The following is a 14,031-nucleotide window of genomic DNA, read 5'->3' as shown; positions in this document are numbered from 1 at the left end:
GCTCTTCACCTTAGGGCATGCGACCGGGGAGGGCGCGCTGCGTGCGGCCCTCATCCAGGGGCGGGTGCGTTAGAACGTCGCGTGAATCTTGGTCAGTAGCTCGGGACCCACAGACGGGAGGACTCCGAACCAAGCCTCAAAGGCAGGGCGCGCCTGGTGCAGCAGCATCCCCAGCCCATTGACTGTTTGATTGCCGCGGGCGGCGGCTGCAGCCAACAGAGGTGTTTGCATCGGGACGTAAACAATATCGGACACCAGTGCAGTGATTGGCAGTGCGTCCAAGCGCAGGTCCAGCGCGGGCTGACCATGCATGCCTTGGTTGGTGGTGTTTACAAGTAATGCGGCACCTTCCAGTGCTGCATGGCGCTCAGACCAGGCGACGGCTTTGACTCTAGGGCCAAACTCTTGCGCCATGTCGTGCGCCTTAGCTTCACTCCGGTTGGTCAGCCGGATTTCGGGCACACCTTCATCCAGCAGACCCACTACGACAGCGCGCGCGGCACCTCCTGCCCCGATCACACAGGCCGGTCCGCTATCGGGGGTCCACGGGCTGCGCGCTTCATACAGGCTTTGGATGAAGCCATAGGCATCGGTGTTGCGGCCGCTCAAAGAGCCGTCCGCGTTCACCACAATGGTGTTGACTGCCCCAATCCGTGCGCCCAACGCATCCACATGGTCGACGATGGTCATGGCGTCGATTTTGTGGGGAATGGTCAGGTTGCAGCCAGCGATTCCCAGAACCGGCAACGCACGCAGTGCTTGTTCCAGTCGGGAGGGTTCCACGGGCAACAGGACATAGGCGCCGCGCAGCTTGTGTTCCTCAATCCAATGGTTGTGGATGACCGGAGAGCGCGAGTGCGCGACGGGCCAGCCCATGACGCCGGCGAGTTGGTAGGGAGTATCGTGAGCCATACGAAGGACAGGGCGATCTTGCAGATCGGGGTGTGGTGTTGGTTGCTATCAAAAAAATAGCGCCCCGCGCACATTGCATGTGGGCTGGGGCGCTAAATGGCTTGAAATGAAGCCGGCGGGCTTTACAGGGTGTCTGTGAAGCTGCGCAGCTTGTCGGAGCGGCTAGGGTGCTTGAGCTTGCGCAAGGCTTTGGCTTCGATCTGACGGATGCGCTCGCGTGTCACATCAAACTGCTTGCCCACTTCTTCCAGGGTGTGGTCGGAGGTCATTTCGATGCCGAAACGCATGCGCAGCACTTTGGCCTCGCGCGGAGTCAAGCTGTCGAGGATGTCTTTCACCACATCGCGCAGGCCGGCTTGCATGGCCGCTTCCATCGGGGCGGTGTTGGCGCCGTCTTCGATGAAGTCGCCCAAGTGGCTGTCGTCGTCGTCGCCGATCGGGGTTTCCATGGAGATGGGCTCTTTGGCGATCTTCATGATCTTGCGGATCTTGTCTTCCGGGATTTCCATCTTCTCAGCCAGGACCGAGGCATCAGGCTCAAAACCGAACTCTTGCAAGTGCTGGCGGCTGATGCGGTTCATCTTGTTGATGGTTTCGATCATGTGCACCGGAATACGGATGGTGCGGGCCTGGTCTGCAATGGAGCGGGTAATGGCCTGACGGATCCACCAGGTGGCGTAGGTCGAGAACTTGTAGCCACGGCGGTATTCGAACTTGTCCACGGCCTTCATCAAGCCGATGTTGCCTTCCTGGATCAAGTCCAGGAACTGCAAGCCGCGGTTGGTGTACTTCTTGGCAATGGAGATCACCAGGCGCAAGTTGGCCTCGATCATTTCCTTCTTGGCGGCGCGGGACGCGTACTCGCCGGCATTCATGCGCTTGTTGATGTCTTTGAGCTGCTCCAAAGGCACGACCACTTGCGATTGCAAGTCGATCAGCTTTTGCTGCAGATCCTGCACCGGCGGAATATTGCGGCCCATCACGGCGGCCCAGGACTTGCCGGAAGTTGCCTGCTTTTCGATCCACTTGAGGTTCAGTAGGTTGGAGGCAACCTTGTTGCCCGCCTTGTCGCGACCGCTGAAGTCCGCAATGAACTGCTCTTGCGGGTAGCCGCACTTGTCCACAATGATGCGGCGCAGCTCGCGCTCTTTCTTGCGCACATCGTCCACCTGCGCGCGCACCATGTCGCACAGCTTTTCAATCGCCTTGGCGGTGAAGCGGATGGTCATCAGCTCTTCGCTGAGTGCCTTTTGTGCTTTCACGTAGGCAGGCGTGCCATAGCCTTCCTTGTCGTACACCTTGTGCACTTTTTCAAACAGCTCGCGCATCTTGTCGAAGCGCTCCAGGGCTTGCTTCTTCAGCTCTTCAAGCTTTTTAGTCAGCGCTTTGGAGCCGCCCTTGCCGTCGTCGTCGTCGGCTTCGTCGAACTCGTCGAAGTCTTCTTCGGCCACATAGTCGTCGGCCTCATTGGGGTTGGAGAAGCCGTCCACGATGGTGGTGATGACCACTTTGCCTTCGCGGATGTCTTCACCCAAGCGCAGGATTTCGGCGATGGTGGCGGGCGATGCGGAGATCGCCTCCATCATGTCCATCAAGCCGCCTTCGATGCGCTTGGCGATTTCAATTTCGCCTTCGCGGGTCAGCAACTCGACCGTACCCATTTCACGCATGTACATGCGCACGGGGTCGGTGGTGCGGCCGAACTCGCTGTCCACGGTGGACAAGGCAGCTTCGGCTTCTTCTTCCGCTTCTTCCACCGTGGCCGCAGTGGACACGTTGTTGTTCAGCAGCAGGGTTTCTGCGTCAGGGGTTTGCTCGTAAACCGCTACGCCCATGTCGTTCAACATGGAGATCACGACTTCGAGGGTTTCCGCATCGACTAGCTTGTCGGGCAAGTGGTCGGAAATTTCGCCGTGGGTCAGGTAGCCGCGGGTCTTGCCCAGGGTGATCAGGGCCTTGAGGCGCGCGCGGCGCTTGGCCATGTCTTCTTCGGACAACACGGTTTCGTCCAGGCCGAATTCCTTCATCAAGGCGCGTTCTTTCGCCTTGCTGATCTTCATGCGCAGGGGCTTGACCTTTTCACCGGTGGGGGTGGTGGTTGCTGCGGCTTCGGGTTCGCCGACCAAGTCTGCTTCAATGTCCGACATGTCCATGTCGTCGCCGCTGGATTCCGCGGCCGCCTTGGGTTTGCGTCCGCGCTTGGCGCCGGTGGCGGCTTTGGCGGGAGCCGAGGCTTCATCAGCCGCTGCTTTGGCCGGGCGACCGGCCTTTTTCTTGGCAGGGGCTTCGGCGGCTGCGAGGAGCGCGTCTGCGGCTTCTTTTAACTGGGCGGCTTTGGATTTGGGTACGGACACTGAGGAGGCTTTCTTTTCGGGTGTGGCGGCGGCCTTGCTGGCAGGCTGAACAGGCTTGGCGGATTTTGAAGCGGGCATGCAGAAACCTCGGGTCAACAAAAAACTAACAAACAACAGAACAGGTGCCGGCTACGCTGCGCAAACACGCGATGTAGTGGCAAGGCAGGGAATCAGATTCCCCATTGGCAAGATGGGAGGGCGATCATTTGGAATGCAGTCCTTGCGGTAAGGTGGCCTGTTGTGATGAACTTTCACGGTGGCCTGACCCGGAGGTGCTGCTGTCGCTCTTGCCGAACTAATCTGTCATTATAGTTCTTATTCAAAAAATCAAGAGTCGTTGGATGATCTTTACCCTCAAGAAAACCTGGGCAGCCCTTGCGGTCTGTGGTGCTGCCTTGCTGGCGGGGTCACCCGCCGTTGCCGCACCCCCGCCCGAGCTGACGGCACTGACCGAGCAGCTCCCGCCCCTCAATATGGAGCTGGAGGGGCGCGTGACCGGCTTCGCCTCCGAACTGCTGGATCTTGTGGCCGCGGAGGCGGGCGTCCCCCTTCGCAAGCTAGTCCTGCCTTGGGCCCGGGCCTATGGCCAGGCCTTGCGCCAGCCCGATACCCTGGTGTACTCCATGGTACGCACGCCCGAACGCGAGGCCCTGTTCCGCTGGATTGGGCCTATCAGCCCCCGCCGGGTGTTGCTGTACCGCTGGGCTGACCGGCCCGACATTGTGATCAAAAGTCTGGAGGACGCAAGGCCCTACCGGATCGGCTCCACCTTGGAGTCGGCGGCTACCAAAATGCTTGAAAAGTCCGGATTCACGGCGGTGTCTGTCAATGAGCCTTCAGGGGGCGGCTTAGAGCTCGGGGTCAATGATGAAACCAATATGCGCAAATTCTTGGCCAAGCGCTTTGATTTGCTGGTGGCCTTGGATTGGGCGGCGGCCTACCATGCCAAAAGCCTGGGCATGGACCCCGCATTGCTGGTACCGGTCTGGGTGCTGGATGAGTCCTCGGCCTACTGGTATGGCGTGAACCCGGGCACCGACCCGGACACCATCAAGCGGCTCGATCAGGCGCTTGCCAAGGTCAAGGCCGACGGCCGCTACCAACAGCTACGCCAACGCTATTTGATGAAGGCTGCGAAATAGCACCACCGGCATGGAGTGGCAGGTTCAGGAGTCAACCGAACTGGCCTGCAGCAATTTGCTGAGCTCTTTTTTGCGGTCCATCAGGACCCGGAGTTCCGGCAGGTTGGCGGGGTCGGTGGCCAGGGCGCGCATGCGGGCGTCGATCTGGTCGAGCAGCATCCGGTTGAGCAAGTCACGCAATTCGGGGCCGGACTCACTCAGCGGCTCACTCGCGAGCACCGGGGCCGAGGTCAGCCGCTGCACCAGGTCCTCTGCGGGGTGGCCCACAATTTCTTCTTTCAGGGTGCCGCGCGAGACCGGGCCGTGCTCATGGAGCTGGCTCTCCAGCCAGGTGAACAGCTCGCCATGGGGGGGCGGCAATTGGCACAAAAGACCGTGGTCCTCGCTGGAGAGAATGTCCCAGAGCTCGCTGTGGTTGAGCAAAATGCGCGCGGCCAGGTCGGGGCGGCTGTCGAGTTTGGCCAGCGGCCCGCTGGGGCGGGGCTCGCGGTTGCCGAATTTGCTGTTTTTACCTTGCCATTTGCCCTCCCACTTGCCATCGCCTTTGGCACGGGGTGTCCAGCCTTCTTTCTTCCACTCGGTTTTCTTTTTCCGTTCTTCTTGCGGTACCCAGGGTTCCGAAAACCCGGCAGGCTCCTCGTCGTCAAAGAATGGAGCGTCCCCCATGCCGTCCTCGAAGCCACTGGCCGCGGCGGGGGCGGCCTCGCGCTTGCGGCGTGGCGCTTCGCCGGCAGGTTTGGCGCTGCTGCCTGACCACAGGCTGCCGAGCTCGGCGGAGGGGAGCTGCACGAGCTGGGCTATTTCACCCAAGAGCTGCAATTTGAGCGCACCGTCGGGCAGCTGGCTCCACAAGGGCTTGGCCTGGCTGGACATGCGGGCACGGCCCTCGGCGGTGCTGAGGTCGCAGCCGTCTTGGGCCGCTTCAATCAAAAAGCGGCTGAGTGGCGTGGCCTTGCTCACGTAGTCGGCAAAGGCGTCTTTGCCGTAGGCGCGGATAAAGCTGTCCGGGTCGTGCTCAGCGGGCAGGAACAAAAACTTGATGCTGCGCACATCGGTGGCAAAGGGCAGGGCGCCGTCCAGCGCTTTGCGGGCGGCGCGGCGGCCGGCACCGTCGCCATCAAAGCTGAAGACCACCGCATCGGTAAAGCGGAATAGCTTTTGCACGTGGTCGTTGGTGCAGGCGGTGCCCAGGGTTGCCACGGCGTTGGGGAAACCCAGTTGGGCCAGTGCCACCACGTCCATATAGCCCTCGGTGACCAGCGCATAGCCATGCTCGCGCAGGGAGCTGCGGGCCTCGAACAGGCCGTAGAGCTCCCGGCCTTTGCTGAACACCGGAGTTTCGGGGGAGTTGAGGTACTTGGGCTTTTCGTCGCCCAGCACGCGGCCGCCAAAGCCGATGCACTCGCCTTTGATATTGCGGATGGGGAACATCACCCGGTCGCGGAAGCGGTCGTAGCGCTTCTCTTCGCCACCGTTTTCGGCCTCGTGCAGGATGACCAGGCCGCTCTCGACCAGCAAGGGGTCGTCGTACTGCGGGAAGATGCTAGCCAGGCTGCGCCAACCTTCGAGCGCGTAACCAAGTCCGAATTGCTTGGCGATTTCGCCAGAGAGGCCACGGCCTTTGAGGTAGTCGATGGCGCGGGGCGACTCTTTCAAGCCGCGTTTGTAGGCCTCGCCGGCTTTTTCCAGCACGCTGGTCAGGGTGTTCTGTTTTTCCCGCTGCGCTTGGGCGCGGGCCTTGTCCTGGGGGCTGCCTTCTTCCTCGGGGATGACCATGCCGTATTGACCGGCCAGGTCTTTCACCGCTTCGATGAAGGTCATGCCGGCATGGTCCATTAAAAAGCTGATGGCATTGCCGTTTTTGCCGCAGCCGAAGCAGTGGTAGAACTGTTTGGCAGGGCTCACCGAGAACGAGGGCGACTTTTCCCCGTGAAACGGACACAGGCCCATGAAGTTAGCGCCGCCCTTTTTGAGCTGCACATAGCGGCCCACGATCTCCACCACATCGGTACGGGCGATGAGTTCCTGGATGAAGCTTTGCGGGATGGCCATGGGGGCGATTGTAGGCAGCCCGCGCCGGGCTCAGGGGCAGGCGAGAAGTGTTGCGAGCGCTACATTGGTATCAAAAATATAGCTATATGCGTATGTTTTGTATGGGCTAGAGACCGATTTGATGCCTAAATAGGCGCTCAGTCGCCGAGCACGATGCCTTCACGCCGGGGGTCCGCCCCGCCGAAAAATCCTGTGGGGGTGCGCTCTATGGCTTGCAACCCACTGGCCATAGGCACCTCCAGCACGGTGTGGCTGCGGTTCTTGAGGGCCTGCACGGTGGCAGGGCTGAAGCGGTTGGCCTCCAGCAGGGTGGGGCCATTCAGCGAGCCGAAGTTGGGCAAGTCAATGGCCTGCTGGGCATTCAGGCCCCAGTGCAGCATGCCGTACAAGGTTTTGGCCGTGAAATGAATGATCAAAGCCCCACCGGGGCTGCCGCCACTGATGAGCAATTCACCGGTGGCTTTGTCAAACACCAGGGTGGGCGACATGCTGGAGCGCGGCCGCTTGCCCGGCTCGACGCGGTTGGCCACCGGGCGTCCGTCGCCCCCGGTGGGGCTGAAGCTGAAGTCGGTGAGCTGGTTGTTGAGCAAAAAGCCACCGGCCAGGCCCACGCCCCGGTTCACCATCTGGCGCGAGCCCCAGGCGTCTTCAATAGTGGTAGTAATGGCCACGGCGTTGCCATAGGCATCTACCACCGAGATATGGGAGGTGCCGTATTCGGTCTGGTCGGGCATGGGAGCGTAGCTCAAGGGGGTGCCGCCGGGTTGGCCGGGCAGGGCCATTTGTATGCTCTTGCCGGTGGGGCTGCTGTCGATTTGCGCGGCGCGGCTGCGCAGGTAGGCCGGTGCCAACAAGCTCGCCCAGTTGCCGGCAGGCGCTTGCACAAAAGCCGGGTCGCCGAGGTACTGGCCCCGGTCTGCAAACGCAAGGCGTGAGGCCTCGGTGTAGAGGTGCAGCCAGTCAGCGGTGGGCAAGCCTTGGGCCAGTGGCAGGGTGCTGGCAGGTGTGCTGTCCAGCATGCGCAAAATCTGGCCTATGGCAATCGCCCCCGAGCTTGGCGGCGGCATGCCGCAAATGCGCACCGGGCGCGCTGCCGCGTCGTAGTCAAAGCACAGCGGTTCGCGCACCAGCGGGCGATAGGTGGCCAGGTCGCGGGTGCTCAGGCTGCCCGGGTTGGTGGGGTGGTTTTGCACTTTACGGGCAATGGCCTCACCCACCTCGCCTTGCAACAGGCCCGAGGGGCCACGCGTAGCAATGCCTTGCAACACCGCGGCTAGCTCCGGGTTGCGCAGCAGGTGGCCGGCCGGCCAGGGCTTGCCGGTGCTGTCGTAAAAATAGGCGGCGGCTACCGGGTCTTTCTTTAGGTGGGGGTCTGCGGCCAGCAGTGCGGCCATGCGGGGGCTGATGGCAAAGCCCTGGGTGGCCAGGCTAATGGCGGGCTGGAACAGCTGCGCCCAGGGCATTTTGCCGTGGCGGGCATGGGCCTGCGCCAACATCGCGACCGCACCGGGCGCGCCCACCGAGCGGCCGCCGACCACCGCATCGGCAAACTTCAGGGGCTGGCCGCTGGCATCCAGAAACAGGCCCGGTGTGGCACCCGCTGGGGCTGTTTCGCGCCCGTCAAAAGCCTGCGTCACCTTGCCGTCAAAGTGCAGCAAAAATGCGCCGCCCCCGATGCCGCTGCTCTGGGGCTCCACCAGAGCGAGCACCATTTGCACGGCAATGGCCGCGTCTATGGCGCTGCCGCCTGCAGCCAACACCTGCCGCCCTGCGTCGGTGGCCAAGGGGTTGGCTGCCGCCACCGCGTAGCGGCGGGTGGCCCAGCCGGGTTTGGCGGTGTTGCCGGTCGCGGCTTCAGGCTGCGCCGGTGGGGCGATGTAGTTCAAGGTGCCCGGCACGGTGCTGCACGCCGACAGCAGGCTGAGCGAGATGGCCACAACGCCGCCAGCCCACCGCTGCCTGGTGGCAGGCGGCGTGGAGGATGCCGTGGGCAGGGCCAGCGGCGCGGTACAGGGCATGGAGGGCGATGTGCGGTGTGGCATAGGGCTCAGGGTGTTGGGGAGGGGGCAGGCTGCGCTGTCTATTTGGCCTTGGGCACGCGCCCCAGCAGGTAAAACTCGGGGTTGGGCAACATGCCGGTCACATTGGCCATGCGGTTGGAGAGGCCGAAAAAGGCGGTGATGCCGGCAATGTCCCAAATGTCTTCATCGTCAAACCCGTGGGCGTGCAGGGCGGTGAAGTCGGCGTCTTCGACGGCGTAGCTCTCGGTGCACACCTTCATGGCGAAGTCGAGCATGGCACGTTGGCGGGGGCTGATGTCGGCCTTGCGGTAGTTCACCGCCACCTGGTCGGCCACCAAAGGCTTCTTCTCGTAAATCCGCAGAATCGCGCCGTGCGCCACCACGCAGTACAAGCACTGGTTGGCGGCACTGGTGGTCGTGATGATCATCTCGCGCTCACCCTTGGTGAGGCTGGAGCCCTCGCGCAGCATCAGGGCGTCGTGGTAGGCAAAAAACGCCCGCCATTCAGCAGGGCGGCGGGCGAAGGCCAGAAAAACATGGGGTACGAAGCCTGACTTTTCCTGCACCTCCAAAATCTTGGCCTTCAGGTCCTCGGGCAGGGTGTTGAGGTCGGGGAGGGGGTAGCGCGGGCTGGGGGTCATGGTGTCTCCGTCGGGTCGGTGGTTCGGGTTGTTTAAAAAAACTATCGGTGTGATTTTGTTAATTGAATTTACACAAACGGTCATCGTTTTTAGTATTCATCCTACTGCGAACAAGCTCGCAGCCCACGTACAGGAGAAGCGCACCATGAAAGAAATCAAAACCAGCATCGGCATCGTGATCAACGGCATGGGCCTGGTGGCACTGCTATCCCAGTTGGGGCAATGGCACGCGGGCTAACATCGGGTTTTCCCCCTCGGAGCCCCGATGACAGACCCTCAAACCCCCTTGCCTGAGTCCGCCGGGCCGGATGCTTATGCGACAGGATTGGCCACCCGCCGGCAGGTGATGGGCGATGCCTTCGTAGACGCCGCGCTGGCCAAGACCACGCCGTTTACCGCCCCCATCCAAGAACACATCAGCCGCGCTGCCTGGGGCGATGTGTGGCAGCGCCCGGGGCTGGACCTGAAAACCCGCAGCCTGATCACCGTGGCCATGCTCACGGCCATGGGCAAACAGATTGAACTCAAGGGCCATGTGCGCGGTGCCTTGAACAACGGTGCGACGGTCGAAGAAATTCAGGAGGTGCTGCTGCACGCCGCGGTGTATTGCGGGGTGCCCACGGCGGTGGAAGCGTTTCGCAGTGCGAACGAGGTGGTGGGCGCAAGTCTTTAAGGCCTACACGCAGTACTCCATTGTCAGCAGAGACCGCATGCGGGTCGAGCTCGCTAGTATCCGCCAGCAAGGGTGGGCGGTATCCGAGCAACAGCTGGAGCTGAATTACTGGGGTGTTGCGGTGCCGCTGATCGACTGGCACGGCGGCGTGATGGGGCACTCAATGTGACCATGCTCATGGGGAACGAGGGTACCGAAGACGCCGTGCGCCGTGTCCTGCCGGTGCTGCAGGAAACCGCGCGGGCCATGCGCAACCAGATTTAGCCTTGGTTGGCTTGGAGCTCCGACAGCGTTTCAGGCACATATTGGGTGCTGAGCCACTCGGAGATCACTTGCTTGGTCATGCTGTCACTGTGGCCGGCTTCTTCGCTCACGCGGGCGACCTCTTCGGCAGACGTCACCACGCTGATGAACATCTGCAGCACAGCGGGCAAACCGCCTTGTGCCACTGCAGCGTCGCCCAGCTGTTTGAGGGCTTGCCAAGCATCGGTTTCAAAAGCGGCGGTGGTGGGGGTGTCGGTCATATCGGGTCTTTCAAATTCTGCGGAGTCTAGCCTCAGTACACTGCAGGAGCATTTCGACCCGCTGTGTTTTTTTTCATGACTCAACCCCACCTTTTGCCCTGCGCTGACAACGCCAACCCCCGCACGGCGGCCGCTTTGGCCCGCTTGCGCGCTGCCATGGCCGACATTGAGGCTGATATTGCGGCCCACCAAGGGGTCTACCCCTACAACCACGGGCGTGTCACCCAGTCCGAACTCTGCCGCCGGGCCGATGTCAAAAAAGCCACCCTGCAAACCCCCTTGCACAAAGACACCACGCGGGTGCAAGTTTTGGCTTGGTTGGACCAGTTGGCGACTCAGCTCGCCGGCACCCGTGTAGCAACTCGTGAGCGGGTCACCGTGGTGGCCGACTCGCTGGCAGAAGAGGTGGAGCGCCTGACCGCCGAATTGCAGGCCGCACTGCTGCAGCTCGCTGTGAGCGGGCAACGCATGGCGGTGCTGGAGCAGGAAAACGCCGAACTGCGCATCCGACTACAGGGCGCTTGATGCGGCGGGACCGCGGGTGGCTCAGGCGAGGTTTTCCAGTTGCAAGTGGCCTCCGCCCCCGGCGCCGCCGCGGGTCCTGAACGCGGCTACGCTCTGCACCAGTTGCTGCGCCCGTGCTTTCAAGCTGGCTGCGGCAGCCGACATTTCTTCCACCAAGGCGGCGTTTTGCTGGGTGGTCTGGTCCATATGACCCACGGCCTCGCCGATCTGGGAGACGCCAGAGGCTTGTTCCGCGCTGGCAGAGCGAATGGTGTCCATCAGCTCGCTGACCTGGCGGATGGACTCCACGATGCTGTGCATCGTGAGACCGGCCTGCTGCACTTGCTGGCTGCCGGCTCCCACGTGCTGCACATTGCCCGCAATCAGGAGTTTGATTTCCTTGGCGGCCTCGGCGCTCCTGCCGGCGAGTGACCTGACTTCACTGGCAACTACCGCGAAACCCCGGCCCTGCTCGCCCGCACGCGCGGCCTCAACCGCAGCATTCAGTGCCAGGATGTTGGTTTGAAACGCAATGCCGTCGATCACGCCGAGAATGGCCGCCATGCGGCGGGATGCCTCGTCAATTTTTTGCATGGTCGACACCACTTCGCTGACGACCTGCCCGCCGTCCGATGCCAGACCTGCGGCGTGGTGTGCCAGTTGGTAGGCTTCCTGCGCGCTGTCTGCGTTTTGCCGGACGGTTGCGCTCAGTTGCTCCATGGAGGCTGCGGTTTGCTCCAAAGCGCTCGCCTGGCGTTCGGTGCGCGAGGACAGGTCGCCACTGCCGCTGGCGATCTGGCTGCTCCCCGAGGCCACGCTCTCAGACCCTTCGCGCACTGTGCCCACCATGGTTTGCAGTGCCAGTTGCATCCGTTCCATGCCGGCCATCACGCTTTCCGGGGCGTCGGGAGGTACCTGGATGTGGCTGGTGAGGTCCCCGCGTGCAACGGCACTGGTGATGCTCAGAACCTCGGAGGGCTCGGCTCCCAATTGCCGGTGCAGTGTGCGGACCATGTACCAGCCCAGCAGAGTGGCCGCTGCCAGCCCGCCGGCAATCGCCCAGAGGCAAATCCATCGCATTGTTTCGTAGCTGTCGAGTGCACTTTCGTACTCTTCTTTGGACACGCGGTACTGAATCTGGTCCAACTGCGCCAGCACCGCCATGGCCGCAGGCATCAGGGGCTTGACCTTCTCCTGGTACAAGCGCGCTCCGGTGTCCAGGTCCCCGCGACCCAGGGCATCCCGCACGGCTTGCAGTCCTTCTACCCGCAAGCTGTTGTAGACCGGCAAAAAGCCGCGGGCCAAGGTTTGCTCTTCAGGTGTGAGGTAGGTGGCTTGGTACGCCTGCCAGGTTTCCATGAGCTGAAGGAGGTTGGCATCAAACTCGGCCAGTCGTTCTTGCCGGTCCGTAATGCCCGGGGGGACAAAAAAGTCTGCCAGTAAGTTGCGGTTGCGCTGCAACAGGCGGGCGACCTCGCCCAACTGCCCGAGTGCAATGACCCGGTCTTCATACACGGTCTTTAGTGAAGCGTTGGAGGCCGACAGGCCCGTCAGCCCCAGCGCGCCTATTGCAAGCAACAAGCCGCCGAGCATGCCAATGATCCATTGCAACCGGCGCGCGATAGTGGGGGATTTCATAAGCGTGACCTCTCCTGTAATTAGGACAAGGGGTCCACGCCCGTACATCTATGCTCTGCGGGTGCGCTGACTCCCTGTCTGCCAAATTGCATTGCTCCGCCCTTGGGGTCTGTGAGCTCTGTGCGTACTATTTTGGTGCGTTTTCCAAATGTTTGCACCAATATGATGCAAGTATTTAGATGTTTTCAGGTTTTTAACGCGTGGCCAGCTTGTGCACCAGGTCGCCAGTGGTGGACGCCTTGTACTTGCGCATCAGCCGGGCGCGGTAAATCTCCACCGTGCGGTGGCTGATTTCCAGGGTTTTGCCGATCTGCTTGGAGGTTTGGCCCTGCAGCAGGTAGGCCGCGACTTCGCGCTCGCGGGGGGTGAGTTCGGCGCTGACCGGTCGGCGCGCACTCAGGTCTTCAAAGGTCCAGATACCGGCCTCGTGCGGGGTGCTCGGGTTGAGCGCCCGGCCGGTCACATGACACCAGAAGGTTTCGCCTTTAAAACGACCGTCCAGGCGCTTCATGATCCGCTCATCGGCATAGGTTCCGTTGCGGTTGAGCAGCGGCGCCATGCGGGCGCCCAGGCGCTCGAACTCGTCGGCACTGGGGTAGAGCACTTGAAACGACTGCCCCACCAGCTGGTCTTTGCTCGCGCCGAACATTTCGCACAGGTGCTGGTTGCAGTCCATCATGGTGCGGTTGCGCGAGAGCGCCAGGCCCACCGGGGCGAGGTCAAAGGCTTGGCGGTAGTCCAGGTCCATGGGAAAGCGGGAGCAGGTGCGGATGCGGGAAAAGCTTTACGAGAAACTACGTATGTGGTTACGTAGTATCGTAGCGGTCATGTTGTTTCTATCTACATAGGAGATACGCGCAGTGAACAAAATCTATCCCAGTGCCGCCAAGGCACTTGAAGGCATCGTAGAGGACGGCCAGTTGCTGGCGGTAGGCGGTTTCGGCCTGTGCGGCATTCCCGAGGCGCTGATTGAAGCGCTCAAGGACAGTGGCGCCAAGAACCTCACGGCTATCTCCAACAACGCGGGTGTGGACGGCTTTGGCCTCGGCAAATTGCTCGAAACCCGGCAGATCAAAAAAATGATTTCCAGCTATGTGGGCGAGAACAAAGAGTTCGAGCGCCAGTACCTGGCAGGCGAGCTGGAGCTGGAGTTCACCCCCCAAGGCACATTGGCCGAAAAGCTGCGTGCCGGGGGCGCCGGCATACCGGCCTTCTTTACCAAAACCGGCGTGGGCACCATCGTGGCGGACGGCAAAGAGCTGCGCGAGTTTGATGGCGAGACCTATGTCATGGAGCGCGCCCTGGTGCCCGATGTGGCGCTGGTGAAAGCACACCGTGCCGACAAGTCCGGCAACCTGCAGTTCCGCTTTACCGCGCGCAACTTCAACCCGGCGGTGGCCATGGCCGGCAAGATCACGGTGGTCGAGGTCGAAGAGATCGTGGAAACCGGCGACATCGCACCCGACCAGGTGCACTTGCCCGGCATTTATGTGCACCGCATCGTGCTCAATGCCAAGCCTGAAAAGCGCATCGAAAAACGCACCATCACTGAAAAAGCAGGAGTCTGACC

12 protein-coding genes and 1 pseudogene are annotated in these 14,031 nt (G+C 61.9%); 5 read left to right on the top strand and 8 right to left on the bottom strand.

The features are described from left to right. Positions 1-69: 69 nt before the first annotated feature. Both QZW03_RS01780 and rpoD read right to left on the bottom strand, forming a co-directional pair. Positions 70-912 (bottom strand): shikimate dehydrogenase, encoded by an 843-nt coding sequence (locus QZW03_RS01780; protein WP_296507761.1) that lies wholly within the window; start codon positions 910-912, stop codon positions 70-72. A gap of 122 nt (positions 913-1,034) precedes the next feature. Next, positions 1,035-3,344, bottom strand: coding sequence for an RNA polymerase sigma factor RpoD (gene rpoD, locus QZW03_RS01775; RefSeq protein ID WP_296507760.1), 2,310 nt, complete (start codon positions 3,342-3,344; stop codon positions 1,035-1,037). 263 nt (positions 3,345-3,607) lie between these two features. Here rpoD and QZW03_RS01770 point away from each other — a divergent pair, with 263 nt between their 5' ends. Then, positions 3,608-4,408 carry a transporter substrate-binding domain-containing protein gene (locus tag QZW03_RS01770; RefSeq protein ID WP_296507757.1) on the top strand — a complete coding sequence of 267 codons (801 nt, stop codon included), beginning with the start codon at positions 3,608-3,610 and terminating at the stop codon, positions 4,406-4,408. Positions 4,409-4,432: 24 nt separating this feature from the next. On the opposite strand, the gene dnaG is transcribed toward QZW03_RS01770, so the two are convergent. The 3 genes from dnaG to QZW03_RS01755 all read right to left on the bottom strand — a co-directional run bounded on the left by dnaG (position 4,433) and on the right by QZW03_RS01755 (position 9,122). Next, the gene (gene dnaG, locus QZW03_RS01765; protein ID WP_296507755.1) at positions 4,433-6,460 is read right to left on the bottom strand and encodes a DNA primase; all 2,028 of its coding nucleotides are present in this window, start codon (positions 6,458-6,460) and stop codon (positions 4,433-4,435) included. 137 nt (positions 6,461-6,597) lie between these two features. Continuing rightward, positions 6,598-8,502, bottom strand: coding sequence for a gamma-glutamyltransferase family protein (locus tag QZW03_RS01760; protein ID WP_296507754.1), 1,905 nt, complete (start codon positions 8,500-8,502; stop codon positions 6,598-6,600). A gap of 38 nt (positions 8,503-8,540) precedes the next feature. Next, the gene (locus QZW03_RS01755; protein WP_296507752.1) at positions 8,541-9,122 is read right to left on the bottom strand and encodes a peroxidase-related enzyme; all 582 of its coding nucleotides are present in this window, start codon (positions 9,120-9,122) and stop codon (positions 8,541-8,543) included. Positions 9,123-9,387: 265 nt separating this feature from the next. Here QZW03_RS01755 and QZW03_RS01750 point away from each other — a divergent pair, with 265 nt between their 5' ends. Then, complete coding sequence (locus tag QZW03_RS01750) at positions 9,388-9,795, top strand: carboxymuconolactone decarboxylase family protein (RefSeq protein WP_296507750.1); 408 nt, start codon at positions 9,388-9,390, stop codon at positions 9,793-9,795. 4 nt (positions 9,796-9,799) lie between these two features. Continuing rightward, positions 9,800-10,059: pseudogene (locus QZW03_RS01745) on the top strand (IclR family transcriptional regulator C-terminal domain-containing protein); the annotation flags it as partial. On the opposite strand, the gene QZW03_RS01740 reads toward QZW03_RS01745, so the two are convergent. Beyond that, on the bottom strand, positions 10,056-10,319 hold the full coding sequence (locus QZW03_RS01740) for a hypothetical protein (protein ID WP_296507748.1): 264 nt from the start codon (positions 10,317-10,319) through the stop codon (positions 10,056-10,058). The pseudogene QZW03_RS01745 and the gene QZW03_RS01740 sit on opposite strands and share 4 nt — an antisense overlap. 75 nt (positions 10,320-10,394) lie before the next feature. Here QZW03_RS01740 and QZW03_RS01735 point away from each other — a divergent pair, with 75 nt between their 5' ends. After that, the gene (locus QZW03_RS01735) at positions 10,395-10,844 is read left to right on the top strand and encodes a hypothetical protein (protein WP_296507747.1); all 450 of its coding nucleotides are present in this window, start codon (positions 10,395-10,397) and stop codon (positions 10,842-10,844) included. A 21-nt stretch (positions 10,845-10,865) separates the two neighbouring features. On the opposite strand, the gene QZW03_RS01730 is transcribed toward QZW03_RS01735, so the two are convergent. Both QZW03_RS01730 and QZW03_RS01725 read right to left on the bottom strand, forming a co-directional pair. Beyond that, positions 10,866-12,461: a methyl-accepting chemotaxis protein gene (locus tag QZW03_RS01730; protein ID WP_296507744.1), complete on the bottom strand. Its 1,596-nt coding sequence runs from the start codon at positions 12,459-12,461 to the stop codon at positions 10,866-10,868. Positions 12,462-12,654: 193 nt separating this feature from the next. After that, positions 12,655-13,209: a PAS and helix-turn-helix domain-containing protein gene (locus QZW03_RS01725; RefSeq protein WP_296507742.1), complete on the bottom strand. Its 555-nt coding sequence runs from the start codon at positions 13,207-13,209 to the stop codon at positions 12,655-12,657. A 112-nt stretch (positions 13,210-13,321) separates the two neighbouring features. Between QZW03_RS01725 and QZW03_RS01720 the strand changes: the two genes are divergently transcribed. Continuing rightward, positions 13,322-14,029: a CoA transferase subunit A gene (locus QZW03_RS01720; RefSeq protein WP_296507741.1), complete on the top strand. Its 708-nt coding sequence runs from the start codon at positions 13,322-13,324 to the stop codon at positions 14,027-14,029. Positions 14,030-14,031: the final 2 nt, after the last annotated feature.

This window comes from Rhodoferax sp. (genome assembly GCF_013297935.1).
Classification (GTDB): domain Bacteria; phylum Pseudomonadota; class Gammaproteobacteria; order Burkholderiales; family Burkholderiaceae_C; genus Allorhodoferax.
Note: the sequence above shows the minus strand (reverse complement) of the source record. Positions and strands in the feature narration are given on the sequence as shown.

Bases quoted from the DNA above. Each gene is read 5' to 3' on its own strand.
- QZW03_RS01725 (WP_296507742.1), bottom strand. From the start codon at position 13,209: ATGGACCTGGACTACCGCCAAGCCTTTGACCTCGCCCCGGTGGGCCTG.
- QZW03_RS01740 (WP_296507748.1), bottom strand. From the start codon at position 10,319: ATGACCGACACCCCCACCACCGCCGCTTTTGAAACCGATGCTTGGCAA.
- QZW03_RS01750 (WP_296507750.1), top strand. From the start codon at position 9,388: ATGACAGACCCTCAAACCCCCTTGCCTGAGTCCGCCGGGCCGGATGCT.
- QZW03_RS01780 (WP_296507761.1), bottom strand. From the start codon at position 912: ATGGCTCACGATACTCCCTACCAACTCGCCGGCGTCATGGGCTGGCCC.
- QZW03_RS01755 (WP_296507752.1), bottom strand. From the start codon at position 9,122: ATGACCCCCAGCCCGCGCTACCCCCTCCCCGACCTCAACACCCTGCCC.
- QZW03_RS01730 (WP_296507744.1), bottom strand. From the start codon at position 12,461: ATGAAATCCCCCACTATCGCGCGCCGGTTGCAATGGATCATTGGCATG.
- dnaG (WP_296507755.1), bottom strand. From the start codon at position 6,460: ATGGCCATCCCGCAAAGCTTCATCCAGGAACTCATCGCCCGTACCGAT.
- QZW03_RS01760 (WP_296507754.1), bottom strand. From the start codon at position 8,502: ATGCCACACCGCACATCGCCCTCCATGCCCTGTACCGCGCCGCTGGCC.
- QZW03_RS01735 (WP_296507747.1), top strand. From the start codon at position 10,395: ATGACTCAACCCCACCTTTTGCCCTGCGCTGACAACGCCAACCCCCGC.
- QZW03_RS01770 (WP_296507757.1), top strand. From the start codon at position 3,608: ATGATCTTTACCCTCAAGAAAACCTGGGCAGCCCTTGCGGTCTGTGGT.
- rpoD (WP_296507760.1), bottom strand. From the start codon at position 3,344: ATGCCCGCTTCAAAATCCGCCAAGCCTGTTCAGCCTGCCAGCAAGGCC.